Source organism: Niabella drilacis, from assembly GCF_900101395.1.
Taxonomy (GTDB): Bacteria; Bacteroidota; Bacteroidia; order Chitinophagales; family Chitinophagaceae; genus Niabella; species Niabella drilacis.
Map to the genome: position 1 here is coordinate 348,483 of NZ_FMZO01000002.1, position 16,401 is coordinate 364,883.

Genomic DNA, 16,401 nt, shown 5'->3' on the forward strand with positions numbered 1-16,401 from the left:
ATGCAGGTACTTACAGGAACGACCGAGTATTTTAAAGGTATCGGACAAATAAAATTCGAAGGGCAGGAATCTGATAATCCCCTGGCTTTTCGCTGGTATGATGAGGCCCGCGTGGTAGCAGGAAAACCGTTAAAGGAGTGGCTGCGGTTTGCCTGCTCCTACTGGCATTCTTTTAATGGGAACGGAGCGGATCCCTTTGGCGGGCCCACCCATTTTTTTGCCTGGGACCAGAAGGCAGACGTGCTGGACAGGGCGAAGGATAAAATGGATGCGGCTTTCGAATTTATGACCAAGATGTCGCTGCCGTTCTATTGTTTTCATGATGTGGACCTGGTAGACTACGGTAATGATGTGGCCGAAAATGAACGTCGGCTGGATGCTATTGCCGGTTATGCCCTGGAAAAACAACAGGCAACAGGCGTGAAATTATTGTGGGGCACGGCCAACCTTTTTTCCCATCTGCGGTATATGAATGGCGCGGCAACCAACCCGGATTTTAGCGTGGTGGCCCATGCAGGTGCGCAGGTAAAAGCAGCGCTGGATGCCACCATAAAACTGGGTGGTGAAAACTATGTGTTCTGGGGAGGCCGCGAAGGCTACATGAGCCTGCTGAACACTGACATGAAGAAAGAACAGGAGCACCTGGCCCGTTTCCTGCATATGGCCAGGGATTATGCCCGGAAGCAGGGATTTAAAGGGGTGTTCTTTATAGAGCCTAAACCTTGTGAGCCAACGAAGCATCAATATGATTATGATGCAGCTACGGTGATCGGGTTTTTGCGGCAATATGACCTGCTCAACGATTTTAAATTAAATATCGAGGTTAACCATGCTACCCTGGCAGGTCATACTTTTCAGCATGAATTACAGGTGGCAGCAGATGCCGGCCTTTTAGGATCCATAGACGCCAACCGGGGCGATTATCAGAACGGATGGGATACGGATCAGTTCCCGAACAATCTTAATGAACTGGCGGAAACAATGCTGGTTATCCTGGAGGCCGGTGGCTTTGGCGGGGGCGGTATTAATTTTGATGCAAAAATACGCCGCAACTCAACGGACGCAGCTGATCTTTTTCACGCGCATATCGGAGGTATGGATGCTTTTGCCCGGGCGCTGATCATTGCGGACAATGTCCTGCAAAAATCAGAATACCGAAGCCTGAGGACGGCACGGTATGCCTCTTTTGAGAATGGAGCAGGTAAAGATTTTGAGGAGGGAAAGCTGAGCCTGGAAGCACTCAGGGACCTGGCCCAAAACGGGGAACCGGAGGTGATCAGCGGCCGGCAGGAGTATTACGAAAATATCATCAATCGGTTTATTTAAATTTTTCAGGTGAAGATGCGCTGAGCTGTTTGCCCGGGTACGGGCAATGCAGTTCCTGATCTATACCTGATGACTTACAAACGGAGGCAGGCCCGGCAGTTACCGGGGCTGCCTCCGTTTCTTTTGGATGTGAGCCATCTGTTATCAGCATTCAGCGTTTTACCCGGCCTGCCGGAGGGTAGCCATTAATATAGGCCGGGGATGGGTTAAAGGCTGATGGCCCGGGTTTTACATAACTGTCTTATTTCCGCAAAAAACGTATCTTTACGTTTCAAAATCTACTTTGATGAAAATCGTTACTGCCCCGATTGTTGTACTCCTCCACTAAGTACGGTCGGAAATCTCCGTTGTAATACTGGTAAGTGACACCTCCGTCATTGCGGATGGTGTTTTGTTTTCATTCAAATCAATAAAAAATTTATGGCTTTTGATCAAAAGGATACCGGCAGGGTATCGGGTGTATTCCTGTTTCTGAAACAGGCGTTCAGCGGGGAAGAAGCGGACTATACGACCATCAGCATCCGCAGGGCCGTATTGATGCTGGCGCTACCTATGATGCTTGAAATGAGCATGGAATCGGTCTTTGCATTGGTGGACCTTTATTTTGTGGGGCACTTAAAGGAAAGCAGCCTTGCTATACAAACAGTAGGGCTTACTGAATCTGTGCTCACTGTTATGTATTCGATCGCCATCGGGATGAGTATGGCGGCAACGGCTGTGGTGGCCCGCCGGATTGGTGAAAAGGACCCCGAAAGGGCGGCACATGCCGGGGCACAGGCCCTGCTGATCGCTACGGTTATAACCGCTTTGTTAAGCGGGTTGGGAATTGTTTATGCAAAGGAGATCCTGTTGCTGATGGGCGCATCAGGACCGGCCGCAGAGCACGGAAAAAATTTTACGGCTATTATGATGGGCAGCAGCATTTCTATTATGCTGTTGTTCCTGGTCAATGGTATTTTCAGAGGCGCGGGTAATGCGGCTATTGCCATGAAGAGCCTCTGGGTGGCCAATATCTGTAATATTCTTTTATGCCCGCTGCTGATCAACGGCTGGGGATGGATACCGGCATTTGGGTTAACCGGCGCTGCCATGGCTACGGCAGCGGGCAGAACGGTGGGGGTGCTGTATCAATTGTATTATCTCTTCGGTGGTAAAGCCAGGTTCAGGATCAGGCTGTCTCATTTTTATGTGGACCTTCCGTTGATCCGCTCCCTGGTAAAAATTGCAGTGCCGGGCATCTTTCAGTTCGTAATCGCATCGTGCAGCTGGATCGTATTGGCACGCCTGGTTGCCGTAACCGGTGGCGATGAAGGCTCTGCAGGATACCAGACGGCGCTGCGGCTGATGATGTTCTTTATGCTTCCCGCATGGGGTATGAGCAATGCCGCTTCTACATTGGTAGGACAAAACCTGGGTGCCAATGCTGCAAAGAGAGCGGAAGCCTCTGTAATGACCACGGTAAAGTTCAACGTCTTATTCATGCTCCTGGTAAGCGCTGTATTCTTTTTGCTGGGCAACTGGCTGGTATCGTTCTTTACCACGGAGCCGCAGGTACAGTCCATTGCCCAAATGGCAATGTATATAATGGCCTGCGGATTTGTATTTTATGGAGTGGGGATGGTCATGATCAATGCCTTCAACGGGGCGGGGGATACCTGGACGCCCACCTGGGTGAATTTCTTCGGTTTCTGGTTATTCCAGATCCCGCTGGCTTACCTGCTGGCCATTTACCTGGGATTGAATGAGCGCGGCGTATTCATCGCGATACCGGTATCAGAAGCGGCTATTACGGTGGCATCCTTTATCCTGTTTAAGCGGGGGCGCTGGAAACTGAAGCAAGTGTAGGCGTATCATCGCGTTGCTTCCGGAACGGCAGGCCGGGCAATTCCTCTTTCATAAAACGAAAGAAGCCGGCCCCTCCCGATGCCCGGAGACTGCTCATATAGCATTTACGGAAGGGGCCGGCTTGCGTTTGGAACCGTTAGTTTTTGCTCAGCGTGAGCTGCTGCTCCGTGATCTTTCCATTGTTGTTTTCCAGCCAGGTACCTGTTATCTTATTTTTGCCTTCTGAAAGGGTTCCTTTTGCAGTTGCCTTTATACTTTCAACAACAAAGCCTGCCTCAAAATCATTGGCTGTTAATTTCCAGGTGCCGCTGAATTGAGCAGATTGTGCCTGCGCAATAACCGTTCCGTTATCCAGGATGTCGAACCGGATAGGGATTGGGTCACCCTTTCCGGTCACCGATCCCTTCCAGGTGCCCAGTACCGGTGAGGGAGGTGCTGCGCTTTCCTTATCCTTCCGGCAGGAACCGGCAAGGGCCAGCGTAGTAAAAAGAACGGCGGTCATAAAAAAATGTGTGAACGTTTTCATGCGATTTTTTTTATATGAATAATTGATTTTTCAGGACAAAGATGGGAAGCGCCTGCCGGCGGAAGAAGCTGCAATTAATAAAACGATGTTCCTGTTTAACAGATCTCCGCGTAAGGCGTATAGGACCGGGCCCGTTGGGCGCCGGCAACCTGTGCCTTGTCCGCTGCGGCCGTTTTATTAATTCAAAAATCAGTTCTGTTAAATGCTGCAGTGCACGATGTTGCGGGCGGGGTAATTTACATCCATTCTATAACGGGGTATATGCATTGGAAACAGTGCTGCCTGCAAAAACTACGATATGCAAACAATCGGGATCATCGGCGCCGGCATCAGCGGGCTGGCTGCAGCTAAAGCATTTAAAGAAAGAGGATATAAGGTAACGGTATTCGAAAAGGCAGCTGCCATTGGCGGTGTATGGGACCGGAACCGTTTTTATATCAATGTAACCACGCAGACTACAAAGAATGAATATGCTTATTCAGACTTTCCTATGCCGGAACATTATCATGAATGGCCTACAGGCGACCAGATGAATCAATACCTGCTGGACTATGCGGCGCATTTTGATCTGAATGCTTTCATTCAATGTGATACGACAGTATTAGACATGCATTATGAAGAAGAAGCGTGGCATATGGTTACAAGGGATAAACGTTCAGGGAACATGGGATCCCATATCTTCGATTTTGTGGTGGTGTGTACGGGGACCTTTCACGAAAAATTTGTTCCGGAATTCCCCGGAACGGATGATTACCTTGCCGCGGGTGGTGCGATCCTGCATTCTTCAGATATTACGGACAGCAAATTGTTGCAGGGTAAAGATGTTGCCGTAGTCGGGTTTGCCAAGTCGGCTACCGACATTGCAACACAGGCCGCAGATACCGGCGCATCCTGTACATTGCTTTATCGCAAAGCTCAGTGGAAAGTGCCCCGTTTTTTTGCCAATAAGATCAATCTTAAGTATCTGCTGTTTTCCCGTTTCTCCGAGGCATTTTTTGTTCCTTACCGTAAAACAGGCTTTCAAAAGATCCTGCATAGTATCGGAAGGCCGCTGGTTTGGGCACAGTGGAGAGCGGTGGAGCTTTTGTTAAAGAAACAGTTCCAGCTCAAAAAATGCGGCATGATACCGGAACACCGGATCGAAGAGCAGATCAGCTGCAGCCTGGGGATCGCACCGGAGGGGTTTTATGAAAAAGTACGGTCAAGAAGGATCAATGCCATTCATTCGGAAATCGAATGCTTTACAACAGATGGGATCGTTTTGAAGAACGGAGCCCGGATACAGCCGGACCTGGTGGTTATGGGAACCGGGTACCGGCAAAGCCTGCCGTTCCTGAATGAAAAATACCTGCAGTTGATCAGTGATGAGAGGGGGCAGTTCCGGCTGCACCGGAATATTGTTAACCCGCGGCTTCCGGGGCTTGGTTTTGTGGGTTTTAATTCCAGTCTTTTTTCCACGCTTACTTCAGAAATTGCGGCTAACTGGCTGGCAGAGTACGTAGGTGGCCGTATACAGCTGCCGTCACAGGGCTGCATCGTTGAAGAGCAGATGGTCATCGAAAGGTGGAAAAAAACAGTGCGCCCTATATCATCAGAATTCAGCGGGCTTTGTGTGGCGCCATTCAATTTTCAGCACCTGGACCAATTGATGAAGGATATGGGCTTGAAGACCTGGGCGGGCAGGAACATCCTTTACAATTTCTTTAAGCCGATCAATCCAGGGGATTACCACCGGTTGCTGAAGCGATTCCGCTCGCCGGGTGGTGCTGAAAAGGAAAAGGGCCCTGTAAAGAAAGGATCAGTAGCGCTTTCCGGCGAGTGATGTGCTGGTAATAGCACCACCCTGATGGAGGAGATGCCGGGCCTCTTTCACTATTGCAATCTCCTGAATCGTTCGTTGAAGCCGTTCATCTGCCGGTTTCCCCGAAGATACGGAATCGCCGGGTGGTGCTTATACTAGCCGTTGTGCCATCAGTTGGAGGAAATTGTCTTTTTTCTTGGGAGAAATAGCAATCATGGACGCATCGCTCATCACTGCATAGCCGCCATCGGTTTTGATCATTTTGCGCACTTCCCTCAGGTGGATGATATGGGAGTTGTGAACCCTGAAAAAACCATGGTCGCTCAGCAGCAGTTCATATTCCTTCAGGTTCTTGCTTACCATGATCTTGTGCTGATCCTTTAAAAAAAAGGTGGTATACGGACCGTTGGCTTCCAGGCGGATGATCCGGGAAAGTTGCACGTACTCGATTCCATCAGCGGTAGACAGGCTGATGGAAAAGTTCTCACCGGCCGGCTGGCTAAGGTTCTGCATCAGCAGATCGATCCGGTTTTCCTGCTGCCGCCGGATCGCTTGAACGGCCTTATCCACGGCCTGCTGCAGTTCTTCCAGGTCAATGGGCTTCAGGATGTAGTCGATGGCGCTGAATTTGATAGCCTTTATAGCATAGTGGTCATAAGCTGTGGTAAAAATAACCTGGAAGTTCCGGTGCCTTACTTTTTGCAGCACATCAAAGCCCGTACCGGGCTGCATTTCGATATCCATAAAAACAATATCGGGCTTCTGTTCGTCAATTTGCAGGATCGCTTCGGGAACGGTGGCTGCCATGCCGGTTACCGTTATTTCCGGGCAGAATTCGGCCGCCAGGCTTTTCAGGAGCTCCCGGTTCCGGGCTTCGTCTTCCACAATAAATGCTTTATATTTCATTTTTACAGGATTTACAGATTGGTTATGTTTCGGGTTGAGCCAGCTCCGGATGGTCGAACAATGGCTGTGGTATTTCGATACGGGCCGTTACGGTATTGCCCGCTGCTTCCCGGGTAAGCAGTATTTTTTGTTTTTGCTGTTTGTTGAACAGGCGGACGCGTTTGATAAGCGTATCTTCGTCTGCCCTGCCTGTTGTATCTTCGGAACCGGGTATAGGAGTACGCGGAGCACCGGCTCCTTTGCCGTTGACTGTTACAGACAGGCCGCTGTCCGAAGCCCGGAAGATGATGGAGATCGTTCCCTTTTCATAGTGGCTGATAATCTCGTTATAGAGGACCTTTTCCACAAGGCTGTGCGTAAGGAGGGGAAGTACCTGCATCGCTACTGCGGACGCATCGGTTGTGACTTCATAGTCCAGTTGCCCGGGAAACCGGGTTTGCTCCAGCCAGAGGTATTCTTTTAAAAGGGCTGCTTCATCCTGCACCGTTATCTGTACCTCGTCTCCAAAGCGGATCAGTTTTCTCAAAAAGCTGGAAAACCGCTTGATATATTGCAGCGACACTTTCCGGTCATTGGCTACAATAAAATATTGTATGGAGTTGAGGGAGTTGAAAAGGAAATGAGGATTCATCCGCGTCTGAAGCACTTTTAGTTTCAGCATATGATTCATCTGCTCGATCTGGGTGTTCTGCACGCTGATCAGCTGGTTGCGCTGCTTTAGGAGCCGGTTCATCCGCTGCTTTATCCGTACCCTTCCATATAGCAGCACGGCAAAAAGGACGAGGCAGCCCAGCAACAGCAGTGTCATATTACGGATCGACTGCTGCTGTTGCAGCTCTACGGCTGCATCGGTCAGCCGCTGTGTAACGATTTCACGTTCCTTGGTCAGCAGGTCTATATCCGCCGTATGGCCCGAGTCATCCTGGGGTACCGAAACCTCAAGGATGACGGGGGCTACTTCCGGCCCCAGGTATTTCCGGATCAGGGAGTTTACAAAAAATTTACATTCGGCAGAATTGAAATATTCACTGACCGGCTCTTCCCAGTCGCTGTTTTTGGGATAGATGGCGGCAAAACCTTCCCGGTGAATATCAAAGAGCCGCTGGCGTTTTATCTTATATCCCTTTTGCAGGGCCACTACATAAATGCTTACGGGCACATAGGCAAAGGCCCCGGTTTGTCCGGATACCTGGCCCAGGATGGCATAGTCATCTTTGGTATTATACGATATAGGGAGTGATGGGTAATAATTTTCGCGGATCTTTTTCAGGTCGGTTTCCATGGTAGTGCCCGGCTGGGTATACCCGTGCATGCCGGTGATCCGGCTTCTGAATTCCCCGGTAGTGGCAAAGGTTGGCTCCTGGCTGTTGGTAACAAGGATGTTGAGGTCCGGCATATAGGGGGGAGAGAAGCGGACCTCTTTTTTGCGCTCATCCGTAATGGAATAATAAGAAACGGCGAAGAGCCCGGCTTGTTTTGTATCCCGTATCCGGGGATAGATCTGCGCAAAGTTCCCGATCTCTTTCCACCGGATCTCCAGGTTGACCTGGTAATGATTTTTAAGGAATGTTTTAAATCCCTCCATCAGTTCATATTCTACCCCCATCAGCCGGCCCCGGGCATCGGGGTAAATGAATGGTTCAATCCGGTCCCACAATACCGTGATGGTACCGGCCTGGCGGGTACGTACGGTTTGCCAGGAGTCGGCGGATTCCTGTTGCGCCGAAGCAGGAATGCCCACACACAGAAACAGCAGTAAACAGCATGCCAGTTGTTTGATAAGGGGCATAATTTTCCCGTTATTTATGTAAAGATGTGACAAATACGATAAATCCTGCTTTTGACTTAACGGATCGTGCATTTGGATTAACGGATTTGGCCCCCTGTTTTTGCTCTTTTTCCAATGAATAAGTACTTTTATTGCCATGAAAATATATAGGTTCCGCCTTTTTATTTTTATACTGTTGCTGTGCAGCCCTGCTGCACTGTTAACGGCACAGCCTCTTAGTTTCCGGCACCTGAATACTGCCAGCGGATTGCTGAGCGACCAGGGCATACAGCTGTGTGAAGACCGGATGGGGCGTATCTGGATCGCAACGGATGAGGGGATCAATATCTTTGACGGATATGCGGTGACTGCCTGCACAAGGGATAATAAAAGCGGGCTCCTCAATAACCGCATTAATGCCATCTTATGCGACAGTGCCGGAACCATCTGGGTTGCAACCCCGGCGGGCCTGCAATATAAAAATGAGAACAGCAATCGTTTTGCCACCGTTGAAAACCCCTCCCGGCTGCCGCTTGAGAAAGCGCTGCTTATCCGGGAAGCGCGTACGGGTATCCTCATTTTCACAAAAGACAGCTGCTTTCTGGTTGACCACCATAAGCGGGTGCGGCCGCTGTATGGTATTTCTTCCCTGATCTCAACCCGGGCAAACATGCTTACCGCCAGCCATGTGGAGGGAGATACCTGGTTGCTGGGGATCCGCGCAAAAACACTGATGGTCGATATTGCCCGGCAGGTACTGATCCGGGAGCTGCCTTATGATAATGCATGGAGCCTCTGCCGGGTGAAAGGGAGCGAATGGCTGGCCTGCGGCCTGGCAGGGGACAGCGTGGTGTTGATGAATATTGATACCGGTACGATGGAGCTGGTGAATAACTGGAAGACCGCCAACGGGAAAAAGCTGGTGGGCTATGGGAGCGAAATAGAACGGATCGATGCGGACCGTTATGCTATGGGAACCCGTTATCATGGCCTTTATATACTGAATACGAAAACCCGGTCTGTAGAGCAATACGGCAATGATCCGGGTGATGCCACTTCGGTCAATAGCAGCTTCCTGCGCAGGGTACTGGTAACCAGGAACCGCACGCTGGTGGTACATGGGAACGGCATTTCCTATACTACGCTCAGTGAGCCGGCATTCAGTGCTGTGCGCAGTTTTACCAATGAAAAAAGAATAAAGTATCAGAATGTGGTCAACTGTTTTTACCAGGATTCTGCAGGACAGCTGTGGATCGGTACCAACAATTACCTTATTAAATGGAACCGGCATGACCCGGTAAGCCGTTTTTATTCCTATTACGGAAAAGATGAAGGCCCCCTGGATATGCGTACCATACGGGCCGTATTGCCGGATTTCAGGAACCGGATCTGGATCGGGGCTTTTGGCGACGGGTTTGGGCGGCTGCGCCCCGACGGCGGGTTTGATAAGATCCCTACCAGCATAACCGGCCGGGGCGATAGTCTTGTGAGCAGCGAGTTTCACCGCGTTGTTGCGGACCGGCATGGTAATTTTTTGGTGGCAACGGGCGCAAGATTTTACCTGTTTGATCCGCGTACCAATAAACTGGAAACGTTTCGTGGCCATCCGCAGCTGCGTACCATCACACAGGGATATACCACACATTTTTTTGCAGACAGGAATGATAACTGGTGGTTTGCCCAAAGCCGTGGTCTGAGCTTTTATGATAAAAAAACGGACCGTGTTCATGCTATAGCGCTTCCGGGATCACAGCGGGATAATAATATCTTTGCCGTTGAAGAAGATCTGAACGGCAATATCTATGCCTGCGGATATTACGGGGTTTATATCATTGACCCGCAGACCTTGCAGGTAAAAAAACAGCTTGATAAAAGCGATGGTCTCGAAACCTCGTATGTTGTGGGACTTTTGCGCGATCTTGAAGGGAATATCTGGATCATCGGCAACAGGGGCCTGGCCTGTTACCATCCCGGAGCCGGCACTGTGGTTTCATTTGATGAAAAAGACGGCCTTATACAAAGCAATCACCGCGTTTCTGCATATTACCGGGCGCGGGACGGGGAGCTTTTTATAGGCACACAAACCGGCTTTAATCATTTTTACCCGTCAACACTTCGGATCCGGTCTTATCCCCTGCAGGTGTTTATTACGGATGTATATGCCGAGGACTCGGTTTTGAATGTGCTGGATGGAAGAAGGCTCCGGTTTTCCTACCGGGGAAATAGCCTGGTATTCCGTTATCTGACGGTGGATTACGAGCATGCGGGCGCGATGCAGTACCGGTATAAGCTCACGGGGTTTGATACCACATATATTTATGCATATAAGGAGCGGCTGGCGCGTTATACAAATCTTCCGTCCGGTGATTACCGTTTTGAAGCGGAGGCCTCGGTAAATGGTAAAGACTGGTATAAAGCCGTTCATCCGCTTGTATTTACGATAAACCGGGCTTTCTGGAATACCTGGTGGTTCCGGTTGTCCGCACTGTTGTTGCTGGCAGCGCTGGCCTGCCTGTTCTATAAATGGAGGATCGGGCAGGTAAAAAAAGAGGCCCGGCTGCGGAGCGATTTTGAGATCCGGCTCAATGAACTGGAGCATAAGGCGCTACGTACGCAAATGAACCCGCACTTTATTTTTAACTCACTGAACACGATCAATTCGTTTATCAATTGCAATGACCGGATCCTCGCTAATCAATACATCAGTAAATTTTCGAAACTGGTGCGATTGACCCTTGACAACTCAAGAGCTAAAAAGATCCTGCTGCGGGACGAGCTGGAAGTGATCAAAATATATATCGAACTGGAGCAGGTGCGGTTTGACCAGCGGTTTGCCTATACCCTTTCAACCGGGGGGATAGATCCGGATATGGTGGAAATACCGTCGATGATCATTCAACCCTTTGTGGAAAACGCGATCCTGCATGGCCTGTTACCTGCTGACAGGCCGGGAACACTGATGGTTGCGGTTAGCCAGCATGCGGCCACGCTTCTGGTGGTGATCGAGGACGATGGTGTGGGGCGGCAGGCTGCAAGAAAACAGAAAGAACAGCGGCCGGTGAACCGGAAATCCCATGGGCTTGACATAACGCTGAAGCGGATCGAATCTTTTAATAAAGGATATAATGTTTTTGAGCCGGTGCGGATCATCGATCTTGAAGATGCTGAGGGGCGCCCGGCCGGCACCCGTGTGGTCATCTCGCTGGCCATTGCAGACGCTTTTTAAACTACCGGTATTGGGCACCCGGGTATCGGGCTTCCCCGCTTTTTTGAGCAGGAGACACTCCTGTGTCCAGGAATATTATTTTCTCAGAGGCTGTTCAATCCTGCGGAAATACCATATTCTTTTATGTATGAGAATATACAATAAAACAGATCTGCTGGATCTGCAGATGACGGGGAGGGATGGTGATACCATCACAAAGCGGATACAGATGATGCCGGGGATGAAGGATTCTGTGGCCAGCCCTTTCTTCCGGCAGCGCGGTACCGGCAACCGGTCAGAGAGGTACAACGGTGAGAACAAACGGTTAACTGTATAAAAAAGCCCATGGAAAAAGACGCAGCTCTTTCCATAGGCATGATATGTTGTCCCCGTTCTTACTTTAAGAATAGTTCTACAACCGGAATTTCGTAAGGAGGCTTTTGTTTAGGAAGTTTTAAAATAAGATCTCCGTTCTCTGTTTTATATTGGATCTCCGAGGCATCGTGTGCGAACTGCGCATAAGCAACTTTGCCGGCATAACCGGGCAGTACCAGTGTGCCGTAGTTGGAGGGGTAGGTATACAGATGCAGGAAAAGCCTTTTGGTACGGGGATTATAAGTTTGTCTGATATCCAGGCTCTCGGGCAGCTGGTATTGCGCCGGAGGATAGGTACAGTTGTAGATGGCTTTGTTATTGGCATGCATCCAGTAGGCCAGGCTGTCGAGCGCATTGTTGGCACGGTAATCGAACTCGCCACGGGCAGTGGGACCTACATTCAGGATCAGGTTACCGCCATTGGCTGTGGATGTGATCAGCAGGTCCAGCAGCTGACGGTGCGTTTTCCAGGTGTTTTCATCCCGGTAATAGCCCCAGGACCCGGAAAAGGTCTGGCAGGTTTCCCAATACTTGCCTTTGTACTTGAGCAATTCGGACGGCTTTACCTGCTCCGGTGTTTCAAAATCATAGCCATCTGAGTAATCATTAAGATCCAGGCGGTTGTCTACAATGATGCCGGGCTGCAGCTTCCGGATCAGTTTTAACAGCTCAGCGGAGCCCCAGTCATCACGACCTTTGCCGTTCTTTCCCGGATAGGAGAAATCGAGCCACATGATATCGATCTTGCCATAGTTGGTCAGCAGCTCTTTGATCTGGTTTTGCATATACTGCCGGTATTTGCTCATGTCCTTACCCTTGTTCAATGCTGCATAGTCGGCTTCTGAAGCATCGCCGCCCAGCCGCTGGGGATGGGTACGGTCAATAGTGAAATCGGGGTGGTGCCAGTCGATAAGGGAATAATAAAACCCGATCTTAATACCTTCGGCGCGGAAAGCATCTACAAATTCTTTTACCAGGTCGCGTTTTGCCTGTGTATTGGTGGCTTTATAATCCGTGTATTTTGAATCGAACAGGCAAAAGCCTTCATGATGCTTGGTGGTAAGCACTGCATATTTCATCCCGGCGGCTTTTGCTTCTTTCGCCCATTTCCTTGGATCAAACTCATCGGGGTTAAAATGATCGAAATACTTTTGGTAGTTCTCTGTTGTGGTCCGCTCATATTGTTTTACCCATTCATGTCGCGCGGCCAGCGCATATAAGCCCCAGTGGATGAACATCCCAAAACGGGCATCGGTCCACCATTCCATCCGCTGTGCCTTTTGGTCGGGCGTTTCCTTAAATAATTGTTTCGGTTGTGCGTGCAGCAGGGTTGTTGCTGTCAGCGCAATTGCCAGGAAGATCTTTTTCATTGTAATTGTTGTAAATTTAATAGTATACAATCGCTGCCGGTAAAAATACAAAAGAAACACCTTCCGGGCTGACCAGCCGGATGTTTCTGTAATGAAAAAGATAATATCCTTTATGAAAAGGGTAATATAATAGAAAGGATACAGCGCGGTTGTAAGGAACAATAGACCGGCGCTGCTATAGGGTGGTAAAAATGAGAAAGGGCTGTATCAGCTAATGACACAGCCCTGGTCCTATTAAGTGTGTACCGTTTACTTGGTAAGTGTTATCGTACCCATATCCGTTACCTTGCCAAACACTACATTGATATTGTTGATGGTGGTATCCCGGTATGCGCTGGTGCTGTCGGCATCAATATGAAGCGCGTAGGCTCCATCTGCTAACCCCACGAAATGAAAAAAACCATCAGCTTCAGGAATGGCGCTTCCAATAGTATCCGTTCCTTTTAATGCATAAAGCCAGGGTTTCGCTTCTAATGGTTTTACATAGCCTCTGAACTGCCCGTTGGTTTCTTCGCTAAAGGCTTTTACGACAGGCTTCAGCATGTATTTGCCGCTTTTACCCGCCGCATGCACTGAACGGGCTGCGTCAAAGTCCAGCCAGATCTTATAAACGCCATCGGGTGCCAGCTCTTTGTGAAAATTGATCTTATATCCGCTGGTGGATCCTGAAGGGATTGTAAGGTCATGTTCAACACCATCTACTACTACTTTGTTGTTATCGCCCAGTATGAGGCGGATCTGTTCAATTTTGCCTGCCGGTATGATCAGCGGATCGCCCATGGCAACCACGGTTCCGTTCCGGTAATCCAGGATGTTGATCGGCGCATTGAACCTGGGATCCAGCGGGTAGTTGACCCAGCCCGCATCACCGGTGCTGTTGTTGATGGAAACACTTTTTACATCCAGGAAAATGGCATCATAGGTAGCGGGTGCATCTGTTAGCAGCATCTGAACTTTTGCCTGCCCGTTTGTGGGTTGATCATTATTACTGCTGCCGTTTTTTGAGCAGGAGGCAAATGCCAACAGGCCAGCTGCCCCCATCATAAAGAATAAGGATTTCATAGTTGAGAAATTTACATTGTAGGTTACGAAACTAAAGGGCCAAGATGAAGGGAAAATGAAGGGGAACATAAAAGAGTGCCCCGTTTTTTGAAGCGCCTGCCGGAAGTATTTACAATGTAGTCATATCCTTTTTATGCATAACGTCTATGACGCTGATTTACTGCTGCTCATAAAAGCGGATATGTGCCGGTATGAAAACGGTCGTTGTTTTATTGTGCAAGGTGGGAAGCTGAAAAATGCAGCTCAAATCGTGAACCCCGTTCTTTTTCCGAGTCCACGGTGATGCTGATGCGCTGGTAATCGGCAATGGATTTAACAATGGAAAGACCCAGGCCAAAACCTTCCCGTTGCGCAGTGTTTTTTTTAAAGCGATCAAAGATCCGTTCATGTTGCGATTCCTCTATACCGATGCCGGTATCTTCAATATACAGATAATAATCGCCGTTTGCATGCCGGTCGCTGATCGTGATGCGGCCGTTGGGCCGGTTATACCGGATGGCGTTGTGAATGAGGTTGTAAAACAGTTGAAAGAGGAGGTCCTTGTTAACGTGGTAAAGGATCGTTTCGTTGGTAAGGCTTTCTTCCACGGTCAGCGCTTTTTCATCGGCCCGGTGCTGCAGTTCTTCCAGTACCTCGCGGATCATCGGTTTTACGGCTACAATATCGTTGCGGTCGTACTGTTCATTTTCTATACGGGAGATGAGCAGCAGCGCGTTCACGATCTTTTTGAGCCGTTTCATGATCCGCATGGTGTCTTCCAGTTTTGGTATGGCGTTGGCCGGGAGCTCCGGATCAGTCATCATGTTCTCGATCTTGCTTTGCATAATGCTGATCGGCGTCATCAGTTCGTGCGAAGCATTGGAGGTGAATTCCTTTTCTTTTTCAAAGGCATGGTTCACCTGCTGCATCAGCTGGGAAATGGATTGATCGAGGTATTTAAAATCATAGGTGGAGGTAACCAGCGGGCGGTGTGGCTCCCTGAACGGGAATTTTGTTTTGATCAGCCGGGTGCGGATGATGCGCCCCAGGGGCTGGAGGAGGTACCGGGTGTAAAAGAGCTGGATAAATGCCATAATGAGCGTGAGCACGACCAATACTCCGATGGTCGCTCTTTGCAGGGCTACACTGTCTTCCTGGATGGAGGTGATCTTTTTACCGATCTCCAGGAGATAGGCCTGATGGTTTACAGCGAAGGTATCGATCAATATGCGATAGTTGATGGTATCGCCATCGATAATACGTTGTGCCGTTTGCAATTTTGTCAGATCGGCTGTTTCGGTATAAGGTTCCAATGAAATATATTCGTCTTTGAGCATTGAGTAGCTGCCATAGGCCGAGTCGCCCTGGAAATAATAACCGATGCCATTTTGCCCGATGGCTTTCAATACTTTTTCACGCTGCTGGTGAAGGTTCTTGTTGGTATTATCCGAAGCGATCTTCTGCATAAGCCTGGGAAGCTGCCATACAAAAAGCCCGAGAACGGCGATGGTGGCCGCTACGGTAAATAAAGTAAGTTTGGTATGCAGTCTCATGCTTCGGTTTTTATTTTGTAGCCGATCCCTCTTACCGTTTCCAGCCAGTCGGTATCGGCATAAGCATTCAGCTTTTTACGGATGTTCTTAATATGCACATCAATATAATTGGAATCATATTCATCGTCGGCATTATCACCCCACAGATGATCGCTGAGCTGCATCCGGGAAAGGGGACGGTTTTTATGAAGCAACAGGTAGTTCAGCAGGTCGAACTCTTTCCGGGATAAGGTTATTGCTGAAGCCCCGTGGTGGATGGTCCGGTTTTTAAGGTGAATGGTGAAGGCCCCCAGTTCCACGGTGCTGTCGTTGAGTTTGAATTTCCGGCGGATAATAGCCTGCATCCTGGATTGCAGCTCCAGCAGGGAGAAGGGCTTTGCGAGGTAATCATCCGCGCCCATATCCAGTCCGAGGATGCGGTCCTCTACTGCCCCGCGTGCCGTAAGCATGATGATGGCTGTATCGGCGTGGTCTTTCCGGATCTCTTTCAGGAGCCAGAATCCATCTTTATCGGGCAGGCCTATGTCCAGCAAAATAAAATCAAAGCTGCCGGTATCCGTCCGGTCCAATGCTTCTTTTGCCGTATGCGCCGTTTCGCAAAGAAAATGGTTCTTTTGAAGGGCGGCTTCAATTTCCGTTGCCAGGGATTGTTCGTCTTCTACGATCAGTACACGCATGTAACTAT

12 protein-coding genes are annotated in these 16,401 nt (G+C 49.4%); 5 read left to right on the top strand and 7 right to left on the bottom strand.

Going from position 1 to position 16,401, the window contains the following annotated elements; all coding sequences use genetic code 11:
* Together xylA and BLS44_RS04850 are read left to right on the top strand one after the other, a co-directional pair.
* Positions 1–1,326 carry a xylose isomerase gene (gene xylA, locus BLS44_RS04845; RefSeq protein WP_090388912.1) on the top strand — a complete coding sequence of 442 codons (1,326 nt, stop codon included), beginning with the start codon at positions 1–3 and terminating at the stop codon, positions 1,324–1,326.
* A gap of 420 nt (positions 1,327–1,746) precedes the next feature.
* Positions 1,747–3,171: an MATE family efflux transporter gene (locus BLS44_RS04850; protein ID WP_090388913.1), complete on the top strand. Its 1,425-nt coding sequence runs from the start codon at positions 1,747–1,749 to the stop codon at positions 3,169–3,171.
* Positions 3,172–3,307: 136 nt separating this feature from the next.
* On the opposite strand, the gene BLS44_RS04855 is transcribed toward BLS44_RS04850, so the two are convergent.
* Positions 3,308–3,697: a hypothetical protein gene (locus BLS44_RS04855; protein ID WP_090388914.1), complete on the bottom strand. Its 390-nt coding sequence runs from the start codon at positions 3,695–3,697 to the stop codon at positions 3,308–3,310.
* 298 nt (positions 3,698–3,995) lie between these two features.
* On the opposite strand from BLS44_RS04855, the gene BLS44_RS04860 reads away from it, so the two are divergent.
* A complete protein-coding gene (locus BLS44_RS04860; RefSeq protein WP_090388915.1) occupies positions 3,996–5,519 on the top strand; it encodes a flavin-containing monooxygenase in 1,524 nt (507 codons plus the stop codon).
* A 129-nt stretch (positions 5,520–5,648) separates the two neighbouring features.
* Here the strand turns inward: BLS44_RS04860 and BLS44_RS04865 are convergent, their stop codons facing one another.
* Positions 5,649–6,404 (bottom strand): LytR/AlgR family response regulator transcription factor, encoded by a 756-nt coding sequence (locus BLS44_RS04865; protein ID WP_090388916.1) that lies wholly within the window; start codon positions 6,402–6,404, stop codon positions 5,649–5,651.
* Between the two features lie 22 nt (positions 6,405–6,426).
* Positions 6,427–8,193, bottom strand: a complete 1,767-nt coding sequence (locus tag BLS44_RS04870) for a histidine kinase (RefSeq protein WP_176954316.1) — start codon at positions 8,191–8,193, stop codon at positions 6,427–6,429.
* Between the two features lie 136 nt (positions 8,194–8,329).
* Here BLS44_RS04870 and BLS44_RS04875 point away from each other — a divergent pair, with 136 nt between their 5' ends.
* A complete protein-coding gene (locus tag BLS44_RS04875; protein ID WP_090388918.1) occupies positions 8,330–11,398 on the top strand; it encodes a ligand-binding sensor domain-containing protein in 3,069 nt (1,022 codons plus the stop codon).
* A gap of 127 nt (positions 11,399–11,525) precedes the next feature.
* Positions 11,526–11,714, top strand: a complete 189-nt coding sequence (locus BLS44_RS04880; protein WP_090388919.1) for a hypothetical protein — start codon at positions 11,526–11,528, stop codon at positions 11,712–11,714.
* Positions 11,715–11,772: 58 nt separating this feature from the next.
* Here BLS44_RS04880 and BLS44_RS04885 read toward each other — a convergent pair whose 3' ends face one another.
* The 4 genes from BLS44_RS04885 to BLS44_RS04900 form a co-directional block, all read right to left on the bottom strand.
* On the bottom strand, positions 11,773–13,122 hold the full coding sequence (locus tag BLS44_RS04885; RefSeq protein WP_090389171.1) for an alpha-L-fucosidase: 1,350 nt from the start codon (positions 13,120–13,122) through the stop codon (positions 11,773–11,775).
* Positions 13,123–13,371: 249 nt separating this feature from the next.
* Complete coding sequence (locus BLS44_RS04890; protein WP_176954317.1) at positions 13,372–14,184, bottom strand: DUF4382 domain-containing protein; 813 nt, start codon at positions 14,182–14,184, stop codon at positions 13,372–13,374.
* 209 nt (positions 14,185–14,393) lie between these two features.
* Positions 14,394–15,716, bottom strand: a complete 1,323-nt coding sequence (locus tag BLS44_RS04895) for a sensor histidine kinase (RefSeq protein ID WP_090388921.1) — start codon at positions 15,714–15,716, stop codon at positions 14,394–14,396.
* Positions 15,713–16,393: a response regulator transcription factor gene (locus BLS44_RS04900; RefSeq protein WP_090388922.1), complete on the bottom strand. Its 681-nt coding sequence runs from the start codon at positions 16,391–16,393 to the stop codon at positions 15,713–15,715. The genes BLS44_RS04895 and BLS44_RS04900 overlap by 4 nt, the downstream gene beginning before the upstream one ends.
* Positions 16,394–16,401: the final 8 nt, after the last annotated feature.

Coding starts and splice junctions, on each gene's coding strand:
- xylA (WP_090388912.1), top strand. CDS start 1: ATGCAGGTACTTACAGGAACGACCGAGTATTTTAAAGGTATCGGACAA.
- BLS44_RS04850 (WP_090388913.1), top strand. CDS start 1,747: ATGGCTTTTGATCAAAAGGATACCGGCAGGGTATCGGGTGTATTCCTG.
- BLS44_RS04855 (WP_090388914.1), bottom strand. CDS start 3,697: ATGAAAACGTTCACACATTTTTTTATGACCGCCGTTCTTTTTACTACG.
- BLS44_RS04860 (WP_090388915.1), top strand. CDS start 3,996: ATGCAAACAATCGGGATCATCGGCGCCGGCATCAGCGGGCTGGCTGCA.
- BLS44_RS04865 (WP_090388916.1), bottom strand. CDS start 6,404: ATGAAATATAAAGCATTTATTGTGGAAGACGAAGCCCGGAACCGGGAG.
- BLS44_RS04870 (WP_176954316.1), bottom strand. CDS start 8,193: ATGCCCCTTATCAAACAACTGGCATGCTGTTTACTGCTGTTTCTGTGT.
- BLS44_RS04875 (WP_090388918.1), top strand. CDS start 8,330: ATGAAAATATATAGGTTCCGCCTTTTTATTTTTATACTGTTGCTGTGC.
- BLS44_RS04880 (WP_090388919.1), top strand. CDS start 11,526: ATGAGAATATACAATAAAACAGATCTGCTGGATCTGCAGATGACGGGG.
- BLS44_RS04885 (WP_090389171.1), bottom strand. CDS start 13,122: ATGAAAAAGATCTTCCTGGCAATTGCGCTGACAGCAACAACCCTGCTG.
- BLS44_RS04890 (WP_176954317.1), bottom strand. CDS start 14,184: ATGAAATCCTTATTCTTTATGATGGGGGCAGCTGGCCTGTTGGCATTT.
- BLS44_RS04895 (WP_090388921.1), bottom strand. CDS start 15,716: ATGAGACTGCATACCAAACTTACTTTATTTACCGTAGCGGCCACCATC.
- BLS44_RS04900 (WP_090388922.1), bottom strand. CDS start 16,393: ATGCGTGTACTGATCGTAGAAGACGAACAATCCCTGGCAACGGAAATT.